16 protein-coding genes are annotated in these 14,903 nt (G+C 68.8%); 13 read left to right on the forward strand and 3 right to left on the reverse strand.

The genetic code is table 11. The features are described 5' to 3' along the window. Window positions 1-5: 5 nt before the first annotated feature. From ACFVV0_RS03780 to ACFVV0_RS03790, 3 genes are read left to right on the forward strand one after another with little or no spacing between them, the layout of a single operon-like run. The gene (locus ACFVV0_RS03780) at window positions 6-1,184 is read left to right on the forward strand and encodes a cation:proton antiporter (RefSeq protein WP_387058418.1); all 1,179 of its coding nucleotides are present in this window, start codon (window positions 6-8) and stop codon (window positions 1,182-1,184) included. 32 nt (window positions 1,185-1,216) lie between these two features. Beyond that, window positions 1,217-2,008, forward strand: a complete 792-nt coding sequence (locus tag ACFVV0_RS03785; RefSeq protein ID WP_387058420.1) for a hypothetical protein — start codon at window positions 1,217-1,219, stop codon at window positions 2,006-2,008. Window positions 2,009-2,056: 48 nt separating this feature from the next. After that, window positions 2,057-2,302, forward strand: coding sequence for a hypothetical protein (locus ACFVV0_RS03790; RefSeq protein ID WP_387058422.1), 246 nt, complete (start codon window positions 2,057-2,059; stop codon window positions 2,300-2,302). Window positions 2,303-2,407: 105 nt separating this feature from the next. Here ACFVV0_RS03790 and ACFVV0_RS03795 read toward each other — a convergent pair whose 3' ends face one another. After that, window positions 2,408-3,094, reverse strand: coding sequence for a DUF4386 domain-containing protein (locus ACFVV0_RS03795; RefSeq protein WP_387058425.1), 687 nt, complete (start codon window positions 3,092-3,094; stop codon window positions 2,408-2,410). A 115-nt stretch (window positions 3,095-3,209) separates the two neighbouring features. Between ACFVV0_RS03795 and ACFVV0_RS03800 the strand changes: the two genes are divergently transcribed. The 7 genes from ACFVV0_RS03800 (at window position 3,210) to ACFVV0_RS03830 (ending at window position 9,448) form a co-directional block, all read left to right on the forward strand. Then, window positions 3,210-3,977 (forward strand): HAD family hydrolase, encoded by a 768-nt coding sequence (locus ACFVV0_RS03800; protein ID WP_387058427.1) that lies wholly within the window; start codon window positions 3,210-3,212, stop codon window positions 3,975-3,977. Between the two features lie 68 nt (window positions 3,978-4,045). Then, window positions 4,046-5,074, forward strand: coding sequence for a phosphate/phosphite/phosphonate ABC transporter substrate-binding protein (gene phnD, locus ACFVV0_RS03805; protein WP_387058429.1), 1,029 nt, complete (start codon window positions 4,046-4,048; stop codon window positions 5,072-5,074). A 117-nt stretch (window positions 5,075-5,191) separates the two neighbouring features. Next, window positions 5,192-6,004, forward strand: coding sequence for a phosphonate ABC transporter ATP-binding protein (gene phnC, locus ACFVV0_RS03810; RefSeq protein ID WP_387058432.1), 813 nt, complete (start codon window positions 5,192-5,194; stop codon window positions 6,002-6,004). Then, window positions 6,001-6,819: a phosphonate ABC transporter, permease protein PhnE gene (gene phnE / locus ACFVV0_RS03815; protein ID WP_387058435.1), complete on the forward strand. Its 819-nt coding sequence runs from the start codon at window positions 6,001-6,003 to the stop codon at window positions 6,817-6,819. The genes phnC and phnE (ACFVV0_RS03815) overlap by 4 nt, the downstream gene beginning before the upstream one ends. Further along, complete coding sequence (phnE, locus tag ACFVV0_RS03820; protein ID WP_387058438.1) at window positions 6,816-7,733, forward strand: phosphonate ABC transporter, permease protein PhnE; 918 nt, start codon at window positions 6,816-6,818, stop codon at window positions 7,731-7,733. The genes phnE (ACFVV0_RS03815) and phnE (ACFVV0_RS03820) overlap by 4 nt, the downstream gene beginning before the upstream one ends. 9 nt (window positions 7,734-7,742) lie before the next feature. Next, window positions 7,743-8,597: a metallophosphoesterase gene (locus ACFVV0_RS03825; RefSeq protein ID WP_387058441.1), complete on the forward strand. Its 855-nt coding sequence runs from the start codon at window positions 7,743-7,745 to the stop codon at window positions 8,595-8,597. After that, window positions 8,594-9,448: a MurR/RpiR family transcriptional regulator gene (locus ACFVV0_RS03830; RefSeq protein ID WP_387058444.1), complete on the forward strand. Its 855-nt coding sequence runs from the start codon at window positions 8,594-8,596 to the stop codon at window positions 9,446-9,448. The genes ACFVV0_RS03825 and ACFVV0_RS03830 overlap by 4 nt, the downstream gene beginning before the upstream one ends. A 166-nt stretch (window positions 9,449-9,614) precedes the next feature. Here the strand turns inward: ACFVV0_RS03830 and ACFVV0_RS03835 are convergent, their stop codons facing one another. Then, window positions 9,615-10,577, reverse strand: coding sequence for a helix-turn-helix domain-containing protein (locus ACFVV0_RS03835; protein WP_387058447.1), 963 nt, complete (start codon window positions 10,575-10,577; stop codon window positions 9,615-9,617). An 85-nt stretch (window positions 10,578-10,662) separates the two neighbouring features. Between ACFVV0_RS03835 and ACFVV0_RS03840 the strand changes: the two genes are divergently transcribed. Then, the gene (locus tag ACFVV0_RS03840; protein ID WP_387058449.1) at window positions 10,663-10,887 is read left to right on the forward strand and encodes a hypothetical protein; all 225 of its coding nucleotides are present in this window, start codon (window positions 10,663-10,665) and stop codon (window positions 10,885-10,887) included. 37 nt (window positions 10,888-10,924) lie between these two features. Here the strand turns inward: ACFVV0_RS03840 and ACFVV0_RS03845 are convergent, their stop codons facing one another. Continuing rightward, window positions 10,925-11,290, reverse strand: coding sequence for a hypothetical protein (locus ACFVV0_RS03845; protein ID WP_387058452.1), 366 nt, complete (start codon window positions 11,288-11,290; stop codon window positions 10,925-10,927). 110 nt (window positions 11,291-11,400) lie between these two features. On the opposite strand from ACFVV0_RS03845, the gene ACFVV0_RS03850 reads away from it, so the two are divergent. Beyond that, on the forward strand, window positions 11,401-14,028 hold the full coding sequence (locus tag ACFVV0_RS03850; RefSeq protein ID WP_387058454.1) for an ATP-binding protein: 2,628 nt from the start codon (window positions 11,401-11,403) through the stop codon (window positions 14,026-14,028). Continuing rightward, window positions 14,025-14,873 (forward strand): hypothetical protein, encoded by an 849-nt coding sequence (locus ACFVV0_RS03855; RefSeq protein WP_387058456.1) that lies wholly within the window; start codon window positions 14,025-14,027, stop codon window positions 14,871-14,873. The genes ACFVV0_RS03850 and ACFVV0_RS03855 overlap by 4 nt, the downstream gene beginning before the upstream one ends. Window positions 14,874-14,903 lie beyond the last annotated feature (30 nt).

Consider the following 14,903-nt stretch of genomic DNA (forward strand, 5'->3'; position numbering starts at 1 on the left):
GAACCATGTCCGAGACCACGCTGATCTTGATCGAGATCGGCGCGTTGCTGCTCGGCATGAGTCTGCTCGGACGGGTCGCGATCCGCTTCGGCATCTCGCCCATCCCGTTCTACCTGATCGTCGGGCTGTTCTTCGGCGAGGGCGGCCTGGTGCCGTTCGACGCGAGTCAGGGCTTCCTGGAGATCGGGTCGCAGATCGGCGTCATCCTGCTGCTCGCCCTGCTCGGACTCGAGTACACCGCCAGCGAGCTGCTCGCCAATATGCGCAAGCGCCCGACCGCGGGGCTCCTCGACGCGCTCTTCAACGCAGTGCCCGGTGCGGTCTTCGCCCTGCTTCTCGGCTGGGGACCGGTCGCCGCCGTGGCCCTCGGCGGCATCACCTGGGTCTCCTCCTCCGGTGTCGTCGCCAAGATGCTCCGGGACCTCGGGCGTCTCGGCAACCGGGAGACCCCGATCGTGCTCGCCATCCTCGTGATGGAGGACCTCGCGATGGCGTTCTATCTGCCGGTGCTCGCCGCCCTGGTCGTCGGTGTGAGCCTGCTGCAGGGCGCGATCACCGTGGCCATCGCCGTCGGCGCCGTGTCGCTCATCCTCTATGTGGCCCTGCGTCACGGAGCGTTCGTGTCGAGGATCTTCACGCCCGAGCATCCGGAGCCCCTGCTGCTCGGCGTTCTCGGACTCACGATGCTCGTCGCAGGCCTCGCCGCCCAGGTCAACGTGTCGTCGGCGGTCGGCGCCTTCCTCGTCGGTATCGCCCTCTCGGGACGGGTCGCCCAGGAGGCGAGCCAGGTGCTCACCCCGCTGCGGGATCTCTTCGCGGCCGTCTTCTTCGTCTTCTTCGGCCTGGCGACGGATGCGAGCGAGCTGCTGGAGATGCTGCTTCCCGCTGTCGTGCTCGCCGTCGTCACCCTGTCGACGAAGGTCGCCACCGGGTACCTCGCCGCGCGCAGAGCCGGCATCGGCATCCCCGGCCGGTGGCGCGCCGGCCTCGCACTCACCCCGCGGGGCGAGTTCTCGATCGTGATCGCCGGACTGGCCGTGACCGCGGGAATCGAGCCGCGCCTGGCGCCGCTCGCCACCGCATACGTGCTCATAACGGTCGTCGCGGGCCCCCTGCTGGCGCGCATCACCGATGCCACCTGGTTCAAGACAGCCACCAGGAGGCGCAAGCCGGCTCCGGCGTGAGTACACTGACTCGCACACGAGGAGGCCGAAGAATGGTCGACGTCTCGCCTCCGGACGACATCTCCGGGGACCCGCGCTACGATCGCCCGCTGGGCACGTCTGCGGAGCGCAACCTGAGCGTCGACGAGGTGCGCTTGCTCTGGAACTTCATCCACGGCGACATCATGGATGTGCGCACCCGCAACCGCCTGCGCGAGCACTGGGGGATGTGCTCCCGGCACGCCTGGGCGTACGCCGTCGTCGAGATCGAGCTCTGGGAAGCGGGCGCCGGGAGGCGCGGGGGCCACCAGCCGTTCGACGTGAGCATCCTCTACCAGGACCTGCTGGTCACCATGCGAGACGGGCTCGCACGCGTTCGGGGCCGCCGTTTCACCCGGACCCTGCAGCCGCGCGGCGGATGCGTCATCTGCGACAAGCTGCACACCCCGGCGCCCGGCGGCATCGTCAGCACGCACGCGGGCTTCGCGCTCGCACCGCTGGTCGTCGAGGCGAACGGCATGATCCACACCCGCGTCTGGCTCGACGAGACCCTCCTCGAGTGGCAGGACAGCGTATGCCCGGAGTGCAGCGACGAGCTGGGGATCCCGGCGCGCGAGGGCATCCTCCCGTGCCGCAGCCACCTCGCGGCGGCCGACAGCCTGAGCGACGCGGGCGTGGAGCTGACCCGCATCACGCTCGCCGAGCTCCAGCGGGACATCCGCGAACTGACCGACTCGATGACGCAGAACGGGGCCCCGAGCACCCGCCGCATCGACGCATCCTGGGTTCGCACGCTCGGCTGGTTCCACGGGTGGCGCTTCCCCCTGGAATTGCGCATGTCCTGACCCGAACAGACTCTGGCCGACGGCGGAGATCAGGCGTACAGTCCTGACATGGGCGACAGTACCGATTTTGCCCGGGCGCGACGAGGCGTCGGGTGGGGTTCGACGTTGGCTGTGCTCGCATTCGTGGCGACCGTCGCGGTCGCGGTGGCGATCCCTACCCAGGGGGAGAATCCGCGTGCCTGGGGCGTCGTCGGATGCGGTCTGGTCACGGTCTGGCTGTGCGTGCAGCTGGCGAGGCGCAACTGGCTGCGCATCCGTCACTATCGGGGAGACGATCTGCCGCGAGTCCGCTGAGCAAAATAAACTGAACGTCCGGTTGTGTTAGCATCCTGTCCCGAGGCGCCGACGCAGGCTCGTGTTGCTACGGGGGTTGCGACCGCCCGTCGGCGCCTCGCACTCTCAGTGGGGGAGCACGAGCAGCAGCACTCCGCCGAGAATCAGCCAGAGGGACCACGCGGTGTACGCGACCGCGACCACGGCGCCGGCGAAGGCCCATCCGTCGCGCTCCGCCGGCCCGACGAACTCGAAGCAGCCGATGAGCAGCGCGGCACCGATGACGATCCCCACGATCGCGAACCATCCAGGTAGCGCGCCCGTGGCGAGCAGCCCGGCCGAGAGCAGGATGGTCCAGCCGCCGGTGAGGAGGTAGCCCAGGTGCTCGCCGATCGCCACGCCCAGGTAGCGGTTGGTCGCGTCGAAGATCGCGTCGACGGCCTCGGGTGAGCGCTCGCGATCCCGCGCAAGCTGCGGCACGAGAAAAGGCCAGCGGAGCAGACCGAGCGCCTGCACGAGTCCCGCGAGCACGCCGATCACGAGGGTGAGCGCGGCGAGGTCCGGGCCGGCCAGGTGGGCTGCGCCGACGGCGACGGGGATGAACGCGACCGCGGTCATCGCGAAGGCCCACCAGAGGAGCACGAGTCGGGTACCGCCGGCGCGGAAGCGTGCGAGCACCTCGCCGGCGGGTTCGCGCAGCACGGCCGGGTAGTGGAACGTCGCAGCGAGCGCCGCGTAGAAAGCGGTGAAGGCGAGCGGGACCGCGATGAGACCGATCGCGAGAAGCGTGTCGCCCGGGGAGGCGGTGGTCATGCGGCAACTATCCCACGGGGCGGCCTCGACGTCGTCAGGTTAACGACTTGTGAACACTCGTTTCACGATCAAGATTTCTGTGAACAGAACGTTCATGAACGCATAAGCTGCACTCGTGAACGAAGCACGTGCCCCGAAGAAGCCCCTCCTCGTCCTCGATTTCGACGGGACGGTCTGTGTCGGGGATGCTCCCGTCTGGGCATACGCGGAGGCGGTGATCGCCGGGATCCTCGACGACGCCTCGACGGCATCCGTCGACCTCGACGCGGAACTCCGGGCACGGCTCGGCGCCTTCCTCGACGGGGAGCCCGGGTCTCCTGCGTACATCGACGGCTATGCGGCCGTTGCGGCGCTCGCAGCCGGGCATGCAGGCGAGGACGTGCTGCAGCGCGCATACCAGACCAGTCGGCGGGCGCTTGCCGGAGGAACCATCGCCGTCTCGGCGCCGGACGGGCTCGCCGCGTTTCTCGACTCGCTGGGGGAGCGGGTCGAGCGTGTGCTCGTCACCAACGCGCCGCTCGACGGGGTGCGGGAGACACTGGCGGCGATCGGCCTCGCCGGTGCCATCGACCGCATCGTGACGGATGCGGGCAAACCCGCCGGCTGGTCCACTCTGCTCCCCGAACTGCTCGCCGGACGCGAACCCGCAGAACTGCTCTCGGTCGGGGACATCTGGGGCAACGACCTCGAGCAGCCGCTCGCGGCCGGTTGCGCGGTCGCGCTGATCGACCGGTTCGGCCACCGGGCCGGACCGGCGCATCTGATCGCTCCTGAGTTTCCCGGGCTGTACGACGGGATCCGCGAGTGGGCGGCGTCACCGGCGGCGTTCGCCGAGAGCCACCGGGCCGACGTCGCGACCGACGTCTCCGCAGTCACGACCTGAACGACTTGTCCACCGACCCGCACCACCACCCAGCACGCACACCACCACCCGCACAGAATGGGATTGTCATGAAACTCAGAAAGATCGCCGTCGCGAGCGCCTCCGGCCTCGCACTCCTCACCGCGCTCGCGCTGAGCGGCTGCGGAGTGCAGCAGCAGACCGCAGCCGGCGCCACGAGCGCCTCCGGTGCCTCCGACGTCTGCACCGGCACCGCGGACGACTCGGCCAAAGACCCGACCCAGCTCACCCTGGCCCTCGTTCCGTCGGGTGACGCGAACAAGCTCGTCGAGACGGTCAAGCCGCTCGAAGAGGCTCTGACCAAGAGCCTCGGCATCCCGGTCAAGGGCGTCATCACGCAGGACTACCAGGCGGCGGTCGAGGCGATCGGCAGCAACCAGGCCCAGATCGGCATGCTGCCGAGCCTGCAGATGAGCCAGGCCTGCGACAAGTACGGCGCGGTTCCGGCACTCCAGACGCAGCGTGCAGGCAAGAGCTCGTACGCCGCCCAGTTCTTCACGAACAACCCCGACAAGTACTGCACCGACACACCGGTGAAGGGCGCCAACGGCATGCTCTACTGCAACGGCACCGAGAAGGGCACCGGCCCGGCCGGGCTCGACAGCATCAAGAAGATCAAGGGCGCGACGGTGTCCCTGCTGCAGGCCGCATCCCCGGCCGGCTACATCTTCCCGGTCGCAGCCCTGAAGAAGGCGGGCATCGACGCCGACACCGACATCAAGACGGTCCAGGTCACGGCCAACGACGCGAGCGTGCTCGCCGTCTACAACGGTGACGCCGAAGTCGGCACCAGCTACTGGGATGCGCGCAGCGTCGTGCAGGCCGACACCCCCGACATCGGCGAGAAGGTCGTCGTCTTCGCGCTGACCGACGAGATCCCGAACGACGGCGCCTCGATCAGCAGCAAGCTGAGCAAGAAGTGGCAGACCAAGATCGCGGATGCGATGAAGGAGTACGCGGGCACCCCGGAGGGCGTCAAGGCGCTCACCGCCATCTACCAGATCACCGGTCTGGTCGACGCGAACCCGGCGAGCCTGAAGAAGACGCAGGAGGCCGCGGCCTCCATCGGACTGGGTTGATCCTGACCCGCACGAAGTAGGCAGGGCGGTCCGCGGCTTCCGGCGCGGACCGCCCAGCCGGGTTTCCCGGGCGCAGGGATGCGGCGGGCGCGGTGACGAACACGGAGTGAGGACGGAATGAGCACGATGACGAGCGAGCAGGCGGGAGCGGGCATCCGCTTCGACGGTGTCGGGGTGACCTACCCGAACGGGTTCAGCGGCCTGCGCGACGTGAATCTCACGATCGAGCCCGGCGAGATGGTCGCCGTGGTCGGGCTGTCCGGCGCCGGGAAGTCCACGCTCATCCGCACCATCAACGGACTGGTGCCGATCACCTCGGGCGAGATCACGGTGGGCGACTACGAACTCTCCGGGCTGAGCGGGCGACGGCTCCGCACCTTGCGCAGCGAAGTGGGGATGGTGTTCCAGAGCTTCAACCTCGCCAAGCGCACCACGGTCATCAACAACGTGCTGATGGGCCGGCTGCACCACACGTCCGCCTGGCGCACGCTGCTGGCGGCCTGGTCGAAAGACGACGTGGAGCTCGCGATGCAGGCGCTCGAGCGGGTGGAGATCGTGTCGAAGGCGTACGAGAGCGCATCCGAGCTCTCCGGAGGGCAGCAGCAGCGCGTCGCCATCGCCCGCACGCTCGCGCAGCGGCCGAAGGTGATCCTCGCCGACGAGCCGGTCGCATCCCTCGACCCGCCTACGTCGCACGTGGTGATGCGCGACCTGCAGCGCATCAACGCCGACCTCGGCATCACCGTCGTGGTCAATCTGCACTTCCTCGACCTCGCCAGACGCTACGGATCGCGGCTGATCGGCCTGCGCAACGGCGAGGTGGTCTACGACGGACCCGGGGCGGATGCGGACGAGTCGGTGTTCGAGTCGATCTACGGTCGCTCCCTCACCGCGGAGGACGTGCTCGACGCCCCGGCGGTGCTGCCGTGACCACGGTGACGTCGCGGCCCGCGACCGTGGCCGCCGCCGCTCGGCCGATCAAGCCGCGCACCGGCTGGAAGATCTCGGTCGCGCTGGTCGTGATCGCCGGAATCACGATCTGGTCGGCCATCGCGGTGCAGGTGGACGTCGGCGCTCTGTTCGCCAACGCGCAGAACGCATCCAACACTCTGATCCAGCTCTTCCAGCCCGACTACAGCTTCTTCCCCCAGACGCTTCCGGCCCTGCTGCAGACGGTGCAGATGGCCGTCATCGCCACGGCGGTCAGTGTGATCATCTCGCTGCCGGTCTCCTTCCTCGCGTCGCGGGCGACGAACCCGAACAGCACCGTGCTCGTCGTCGTGCGGTTCGTGATGAACATCGTGCGCAGCGTTCCCGACCTCCTCTACGCCTCCCTCTTCGTCACGGTCGTCGGCACGGGCGCGCTGTCGGGCATCCTCGCGCTCGTGCTCTTCAATGTCGGCATCCTCGTCAAGCTGGTCTCGGAGGCGCTCGACGGGCTCGACCGCGGTGGGCAGGAGGCGGCGCTCGCTGCCGGAGGCACCTGGTTCAAGGCCAATCGCGCCGCGATGGTGCCGGAGGTGGCGCCCACCTACCTGTCGCAGACGATCTACGTGCTCGAGCTGAACATCCGTGCCTCCACCGTCATCGGCCTGGTCGGCGCGGGCGGCCTCGGAATGCTCATCGACAAGGTGCGCACGTTCTACCAGTACCACTACCTGAGCATGATCATCTTCGAGATCATGGTGCTCGTCGTGCTGCTCGAACTGCTCAGTTCGTTCACCCGGAGGAGGCTGCTGCGATGAGCACGACGATGGTTCGGGAGACCCGGGCGGGCGCAGGCATCCCCGTGCAGGAGCGTCCGCGCAAGCCCGTGCACGTGATTCGGGCGGTGGTCTGGGTGGTCGTCACCCTCATCGTGGTCGCGGCGTTCTGGGGTGTCGACATCTCGTGGGATGCGCTCTGGCAGCTTCCGCAGAAGCTCACCCATTACCTCGGCCTCATGTTCCTGCCGCCGGCATGGGACAAGCTCCCGGATGCGCTCGGCGCCACGATGCTCTCGGTCGCGATGGCCTGGTTCGGCACCGTGCTCGGTGTCGTCGTGTCGTTTCCGCTGAGCCTGCTCGCGACCCGCGGCCTCACCCCGGGAGTGGTGCGCTGGCCGTTGCGCGCGGTGTTCGCGGTGCTGCGTGCCGTGCCCGAAGTCGTGATCGCCGTGCTGATGCTCTCCGTCACCGGGCTGACCGCGTACACCGGTGCCCTGGCCATCGCGATCGGCTCGATCGGCACGCTCGGCAAATGGGGCTACGAGAGCTTCGAGTCGGTCGACCGGGGTGCGATCGAGGCGACGACGGCGGCGGGCGCATCCCGCCTCCAGATCATGCGCTGGGGCGTGTGGCCGAACGCCAAACCCGACGTGCTCGCCTTCTGGCTGTACCGTTTCGAGATCAACGTTCGCGCGTCCGCGATCCTCGGGTTGATCGGTGCCGGCGGTATCGGCAAGATGCTGATCGACAACATCCAGTTCCGCATCTGGGATGTGGTCGGGATGCTCATGATCGTCGTGGTCGTCGTCACGATGATCATCGACCAGCTCTCCGGAATGGTGCGCCACCGCATCATCGCGGGTCGCTGGGAGTTGCCGATCGTGACCGCCCTGCGGCGGCGATCGGCTCGGCGTGCGCGTGCCGAGGGCATCGAGCTGAGGGCGACCGAATAGGGTGTGTGCGTGACCCACCCGAACCCGTCCGCCGAGCGTGGTCTGCGCATCCTGCACCTCTCCGACACCCACCTCTTCGGCGACGGGACCCTGCACTACGGAATGGTCGACACGCTCGCAGCGCTCGATCGGGTGCTGACTCGCGCGAACGAACTCGAGCACGTGGATGCCGTGGTCGCCTCGGGCGACCTGTCCGACGACGGCAGCGCGGAATCGTACCGGCTGCTGGCGTCCCGCATCGGTCCATGGGCCGACGAGCACGGAGCGGCCGTCGTGTACGCGATGGGCAACCATGACCTGCGCGACGGCTTCGAGCGGGTGCTCGGCGCGCGCGAGGTCGTCACCGAGGTGAACGGCTTCCGCATCGTCGCGATCGACAGTTCGGTGCCCGGCGCCGGCTACGGCAACATCGACGCCGGGCAGCTCGACGTGCTGCACGACATCCTCGCCGAGCCGGCGGTGCACGGCACCGTCGTAGTGGTGCACCATCCGCCGGTTCCGGCGTCGAGCGCTCTGCTGGCCGCGCTCGAACTTCAGAACCCCGGCGACCTGCTCGACGTCTGCGCCTCCGGAGACGTTCGGCTCGTGCTCGCCGGTCATTATCACCACGCCCTCGTCGCCGAGACGGCCGGGATCCCCGTCGTCGTCGCTCCCGGGGTGGCGAACACCTCAGACGCCATCGCTGCTGCCGGAACCGAACGGGCGACCGTCGGCTCCGGCTTCGCCGTCGTCGACCTCCCCGTGCAGGGCGATCCGCGTGTGGTGTTCATCGCGGCGCCCGGCCCGGAGGACGGCACCGAGATCTTCGACCTCGACGCCGCCGAGGTGGAGCGGATCGCCGCCGCGGCCGGGCCGAGCGCATGACCGAGCGGCGTCCGGGCGAGGTCATCGCGACCATCCGCTCCCTCCTTCCCTCCCTGCTCCCCACCGAGCAGGCCGTCGCAGCCGTGCTCCTCGAACGATCCAGCGAGATCGTCGAGCTGAGCTCACAGCAGGTGGCCGAGCTGGCCGGCGCGTCCCGCGCCACCGTCGTCAGGACGTGCCAGAGCCTCGGTTTCACCGGATACCAGCAGCTTCGGGTGCTGCTGGCACGCGATGCCGGGTACCGCCCCGCCGAGCAGGCGCCTGCTCCGGACGGGGCGGCCGGCATCGTCGCGCAGACCTTCACCCACCTGGCCGACCGGGTCGGCGACATGCTCGCGCTTCTCGACGCCGACGCGGTTCAGCGCGCGGTCGAAGTGCTCGCGGTCGCGCGGCGCGTGGTCGCGATCGGCAACGGGCTCTCGGCGCCTCTCGCGCTCGACGCTGCGGCGCGCCTCACGAGCGTCGGCCGCGCATCCGAGGCCCCACTCGACGTCATCGGCCAGCAGATTACCGCCCGCCTGCTCGGCGAAGAGGATGCGGTGCTCGTCATCAGCGGCAGCGGCTCGAACGCCTCCACCCTGCGCACGGTCGACGCGGCCACCGCCGCTGGCGCCACGGTGATCGCGGTCACGGCGTTCGCCCGCAGCCCCATCGCCCAGGCGGCCGGCATCAGCCTCGTAGTGACGATGCCAGACCTGACCTTCCGCGATGAGATCACTCTCGCGTCGCGTCTGCCGCAGGCCATTCTGATCGAGGGGCTCGTCGCCGCGGTCACCCACCGCCTCGGCGATGCCGCCACGCGCGCCAAGACGCTCGCCCTCGACGCCATCAGCGACAACCTCGCCGAGTAGCGCCCTGCGTGCTCGCGCCTCTCGCGCCCGCCACTTACGCCATCGAGAACGCAGTTTCTACCATTCTGAAACGCTTCAAACGGTAACAACTGCGTTCTCGGCGCCTGGGGCCAGGGGAGGGGTGGGCACCTCGGAGGGCGGGCCGGGCGGCGGAGAGGCGCGCGCGTCAGGCGAGCTGGGGTGCGCTGGCGAACGACCGACGGTACCGGGTGGGGGCGACCCCGACCTCCTGGTCGAAGTGATGACGGAAGAGGGTCGCGCTGGCGAACCCGCACTGCGCCGCGACCTCGTCGATCGACAGCTCCGTCGTCTCGAGCAGCAGCCGGGCGTGCAGGATGCGCTGCCGTGTCAGCCACTGCATGGGCGAGACCCCGGTCTCGGCCACGAACCGGCGGGAGAAGCTGCGCGTCGACATGTGCACGCGCGAGGCGAGCCCGGATACCGTGTGGGGCTCGTCGAGGTGCAGTGCGAGATCGTCGATCAGCTCACTGAACGTGTCGTCGGTGCAGTCGCTGATCGGCCGCTCGATGAACTGCCGCTGCCCGCCGTCGCGCTGCGGCGGAACGACCATGTTGCGCGCGATGGTGTTGGCGAATGCGCTGCCGAGCTCGCGGCGCACGACGTGCAGGCTTGCATCGATCCCTGCGGACGTTCCTGCGCTCGTGATGAGGTTCCCGTCGTCGACGAACAGCACGTCGGGGTTCACCCGCGCGTTCGGGTAGCGCTTGGCCAGCGCATCCGCGTACCGCCAGTGCGTCGTGCAGTCGCGCCCGTCGAGCAGCCCGGCGGCGCCGAGAATGAAGGCGCCCGAGCACACGCTCAGCAGGATCGCGCCACGGGCATCCGCCCGCCGGAGCGCTTCGAGCAGTTCTTCCGGGTAGTCGTCACGGATGCGCGCAGCCGGCACCGCGATGAGGTCCGCGTCTTCCATCGCCTCCAGCCCGAACGGCGTGATGACCGCCGCCCCCGTGGGATTCGTCAGCGGAACACCCGGCTCGATCCCGCAGACGCGAAAGTCGAACGGTGCGAGCCCGGCGTAGCTGCGGTCGAGCCCGAAGACTTCGCACACCACCCCGAATTCGAACATGGCGAAGTCGTCGATGAGGGGTACCGCTACCGAATGCAGCATGCCGACAGTGTACTGGCCGAATTTTTACGAAGATAGACCCAAGGCCATCTCGTGGCCGAATCTTTTCCTTCGTAATGTATAGGACATGGCTAATGCAAACTGGGTACAGGGAATGGAACACGGGTGGGTCGCCCGAGTGGAGCGGAGCCGCGGCACTGCCGTCGAGCGAAGCCCGCGTGGTCGCCACTTCACCCTGAGCGAGTGGCTGCCCGCGGCGGTGCAAGCCCGCGGCGGCAGGGTCACGCGCGAGAGCGCGCGCGCTTACAGCGACCTGCAGGCGATTCGGGATGCGCGGGAGAGCGGCCGCTAGCGGCCGCAGGCGCGGGTAACCCGAAGCAGTGCAGCGTCTAGAAGACGAAGATCTGACCGAGCACGATCACCAGGATCAGGAATACGACGACGATCCCGCCGACAATGGTCAGAGTGCGCGTCGAGAGCTTGGCGATGCCGAAGCCGACGATGAACGGCAGCGCGAGGCACAGCAAGGCGAGGATCCACCAGAACGCCTGGAATCCTGCCTGCGAGGCGGATTCGAGGCGCCCTCCGAAGAGCTTCTGGGTGCCCGGATGCGTGGCGAACGCGATGCACGCCGACAGCGGGTAGGCGATCAGAACGGCGACGATGAGGCCGGCGAGGGCCCCCCAATGGCCTCGACCGACGCCCACGTGCAGCGTGGTCTCACGGTGCGGCCCCTGCTTGCTCTTCGTGCTCATGGCCACAGCATAGGGGCCAAGCTGCTTCCGGTCGCGGCAAATCGACCTTCGCGCAGCCCGCGAAGGTCGATTTTCGACGACTCGGTGCCGCAAACCTTAGAATGCAAAGCATGAGCACAGCTCATACCATCCGCACGCCGGATCAGCGATTGCGGATCTTCGTCAGTTCAACCCTCAAAGAGCTCGCCCCCGAACGCCGGACGACGCGGGCTGCTATAGAGCGCCTGCACCTCGCGCCGGTGATGTTCGAGCTCGGCGCCCGCCCGCATCCGCCGCGCGAGCTGTACCGCGCGTATCTCGACCAGAGCGACGTGTTCGTCGGACTCTACTGGGAGCGATACGGCTGGGTCGCGCCCGACGAATCGGTGTCCGGCCTTGAGGACGAGTACAACCTGTGCCCGCCCGAGCTTCCCCGCCTGCTCTACATCAAGGGCCCGGCCGAGAACCGTGAGCCGCGACTCACCGAGCTGCTCGACCGCATCCGCGACGACGACCGTGCAGCGTTCAAGTACTTCGAGACCGCAGAAGAGCTGGGCGCCCTCGTCGAATCCGATCTGGCGACGCTGCTCGCCGAGCGATTCGACCAGAGCCGGAACCTGTCCCCGCTGACCAGCCCGCCCAGCACGGCCCCGGTGCTCGAAGCGGTGCGCGTCCCAGTTCCGCTCACCGAGCTGATCGGCCGCGACCGCGATCTGGCGACGATCAGGCGGATGCTCGAATCGGGCACACGCCTCGTCACCCTCACCGGCCCCGGCGGCATCGGCAAGAGCCGCCTGGCCATCGCTTCGGCGCGTGCTGCCAGCCCCGCATTCGCCGACGGCGCCGTCTTCGTCGACCTCTCCGCCGTCCACGACCCGGCCCGCGTTCCGAACTCCATCGCGCAGGCCCTGGGAGTCCGTGACACGGGCGAGGCTCCGATCATCGACAAGGTGGTCACCGCCCTGGGCGACCGCGGAGTGCTGCTCGTGCTCGACAACTTCGAACAGGTGCTGGATGCGGCCCCGATCCTGACGACGCTGCTCGCGGCCGCACCCGGCCTGGCCGTGCTGGTCACCAGCCGCTCCCTGCTGCGCGTCGGTGGAGAGCAGAGCTATGAAGTGGGTCCGCTGGCGGAGGCCTCCTCGGTGGCCCTGTTCGTCGAGCGGGCGCACGCGGTCAAGCCGGACTTCGAGATCACGTCGGAGAATGCCGGGGCCGTCGCGGCCGTGTGCGCGGCGGTGGACGGCGTTCCGCTCGCGATCGAGCTGGCCGCGGCGCGCATCCGGGTACTCTCTCCCGCCGCATTGCTCGACCGGCTCGACCGCCGCCTCAGCCTGCTGGTCGGCGGATCGCGCGACCTCCCGCAGCGTCAGCAGACCCTGCGCAGCACCATCGAGTGGAGCACGCAGCTGCTCGACGACCGGGAGAAGCGTCTCCTCGCGAGGCTGGGCGTCTTCGAGGGCGGCTTCACCCTCGAAGCTGCGGAGTTCGTCGGGGGCGACGGCGATCCGGCCGCCGGCGACGTTCTCGCGGAACTCTCCGTGCTGGTGGACAACAGCCTGGTCAGCCAGCACGACACCGCCGATCGTCCACGATTCTCCATGCTGTCGGTCGTGCGCGAGTACGCGATCGAACAGCTCGAGACGATCGGTGAGCTCGATCGGGTTCGGGACGCCCATGCCCGGTACTTCATCCACTTGGGCGATCGCGTCGAACTGGAGCTGGAGGGGGACCGGCAGCGCGAGTGGGTGAAACGACTCGGGGACGAACGCGACAACCTGCGTGCCGCCGAACGTTTCCTGCTCGACGGGCGCGACTGGGACCGCGCAGCCCACCTCGCCTGGGCGCTCTTCGTCTATTGGTGGGTCGACGGCCTGCTCAGCGAGGTGCGCGACTGGATGGAGAAGCCGCTCGCATCCGGTGATCAGCTCAGCGATCTCACCCGGGCCACCGCGCTCTACTTCACCTGCGCCATCACGTTCTGGAAGGATCCCGACGGCCAGGTCGTCGCCGGCCTCTCCGAGAGCGCGGAGCTCTTCCAGCGGGAAGGCGAGAAGTCCGGTGAGGCGCTGGCGCTGATCTCGCTCGCGCTGGCGCTGCTGGCCGCGCCCGAGCCCGACACCGAGCGGGCCGACGACGCGATGGAACGCAGCCTCGGCCTGTTCCGCGAGAGCAACGATCACTGGGGCGAGTCGATGGCCCTCGTCATGCTCGGCCGGGTCGCGCTGCTGCGCCAGAAGGTGCAGGGCGCCCTCAATCGCTTCGAGGAGAGTCTTGCTCTCACCCGTCGGGGAGGAGACAGTCTCGGCGAGGCGATCGCGGTACACCACCTCGGCTGGGCGTGGCTTCTGCTCGGCCATGTCCCCGAGGCCGCTGCCGACTTCACGCAGTGCGTCATCCAGTCGGCGAGCCTCGGCCATGTCGAGGGCGTCGCCTACGGGCTCGAGGGGCTGGTCGCCGTCGCCGCGGTGTCCGGTCAGGTCGAGCGGGCCGGCAGGCTCACCGGTGCCGCCCGGGTGCTGCGCGAACGCAGTGGCCTGTACAACGCCCCCGCATTCACGTTCCACGAATCGTATGTCGACCAGCTGGCCGCATCGGGAGCGAGGGAGGCGCTGGACGCGGCGATCGCCGCGGGCCGCGAGCTCACCGTCGACGAGGCGGTCGCCGAAGCGCTGGCGCCGCCCGCGCCACCCACGCAGCCGGAACCGCCCGCTCAGCCGGAGCCGCCCGCGGAGGAACAGGCAGGCGACCCCGTATGAGAGCCGACGACCGCATCCTCTTGTACACCCGCTGGGTCGGCGTCATCATCGTCCCGTTCCTGGTGGCCGCGTTCGTCCTCCTGTACGGGTTCCCCACGCGCACCGACGAGCTGTTCGCGTGGACGATCAACCCTCCGCTGACGGCCATGTTCCTTGCCTCCGCCTATGCCGGCGGCATCTGGTTCTTCGTGCAAGTCGTTCGCCCGAACCGCTGGCACCACGTTCGGTACGGGTTCCCGGCGGTATTCGTCTTCGCCACCCTCCTCGCCATCTCGACCTTCATCCACCTCGACAAATTCCATTTCGGGCATATCTCGTTCATCGTGTGGATCACGCTCTACATCGTGACGCCGTTCCTCGTCTTCGCCGCCATGATCGCCAACGCGCCGGCCGACCCGCGCACGCCCGAGGAGCGGGATGTGCGCATCCCGACGTTCATGCGCATCCTGCTCGCCGTGGTCGGGCTCGCAGCGCTGGCCACCGGGATCTTCCTGTTCGTCGTGCCGCAGGTGGCGATCGACGTCTGGGCCTGGCCGCTGACGCCGCTCACCGCGCGCGTGTGCGGCGCCATCCTGACACTGCCCGGACTGGTGAACGTCTGGATGCTCGGCGACTCCCGCTGGAGCGCCTTCCGTCAAATGTTCCAAGCCCAGCTGGCGAGCCTCGTCTTCATCGCCGGCGCCCTCGCCATCCGGAACGGCGACCTCGACTGGACGCGGCCGTCGACGCCCATGTTCGTCATCGGGATCGCCGTCTCCTTCGTCGTCTACGCGGCCTTCTACCTCTGGTGCGAGACCGCGCTGCGCCGCAGGAGACCCGTGGTGTCTTCGGCCCCGCACGACTAGGCTCGGCTCCACAGTGTCCGTCCAAGGAGG

It is taken from the genome of Leifsonia sp. NPDC058230, assembly GCF_042882245.1.
Taxonomy (GTDB): domain Bacteria; phylum Actinomycetota; class Actinomycetes; order Actinomycetales; family Microbacteriaceae; genus Leifsonia.

What these genes read in the sequence shown, in the direction of transcription:
- ACFVV0_RS03835 (WP_387058447.1), bottom strand. Translation starts at nt 10,577, where the DNA reads ATGCTGCATTCGGTAGCGGTACCCCTCATCGACGACTTCGCCATGTTC.
- phnD (WP_387058429.1), top strand. Translation starts at nt 4,046, where the DNA reads ATGAAACTCAGAAAGATCGCCGTCGCGAGCGCCTCCGGCCTCGCACTC.
- ACFVV0_RS03785 (WP_387058420.1), top strand. Translation starts at nt 1,217, where the DNA reads ATGGTCGACGTCTCGCCTCCGGACGACATCTCCGGGGACCCGCGCTAC.
- ACFVV0_RS03790 (WP_387058422.1), top strand. Translation starts at nt 2,057, where the DNA reads ATGGGCGACAGTACCGATTTTGCCCGGGCGCGACGAGGCGTCGGGTGG.
- ACFVV0_RS03830 (WP_387058444.1), top strand. Translation starts at nt 8,594, where the DNA reads ATGACCGAGCGGCGTCCGGGCGAGGTCATCGCGACCATCCGCTCCCTC.
- ACFVV0_RS03795 (WP_387058425.1), bottom strand. Translation starts at nt 3,094, where the DNA reads ATGACCACCGCCTCCCCGGGCGACACGCTTCTCGCGATCGGTCTCATC.
- ACFVV0_RS03840 (WP_387058449.1), top strand. Translation starts at nt 10,663, where the DNA reads ATGGCTAATGCAAACTGGGTACAGGGAATGGAACACGGGTGGGTCGCC.
- phnE (WP_387058438.1), top strand. Translation starts at nt 6,816, where the DNA reads ATGAGCACGACGATGGTTCGGGAGACCCGGGCGGGCGCAGGCATCCCC.
- ACFVV0_RS03855 (WP_387058456.1), top strand. Translation starts at nt 14,025, where the DNA reads ATGAGAGCCGACGACCGCATCCTCTTGTACACCCGCTGGGTCGGCGTC.
- ACFVV0_RS03780 (WP_387058418.1), top strand. Translation starts at nt 6, where the DNA reads ATGTCCGAGACCACGCTGATCTTGATCGAGATCGGCGCGTTGCTGCTC.
- phnC (WP_387058432.1), top strand. Translation starts at nt 5,192, where the DNA reads ATGAGCACGATGACGAGCGAGCAGGCGGGAGCGGGCATCCGCTTCGAC.
- ACFVV0_RS03850 (WP_387058454.1), top strand. Translation starts at nt 11,401, where the DNA reads ATGAGCACAGCTCATACCATCCGCACGCCGGATCAGCGATTGCGGATC.
- ACFVV0_RS03845 (WP_387058452.1), bottom strand. Translation starts at nt 11,290, where the DNA reads ATGAGCACGAAGAGCAAGCAGGGGCCGCACCGTGAGACCACGCTGCAC.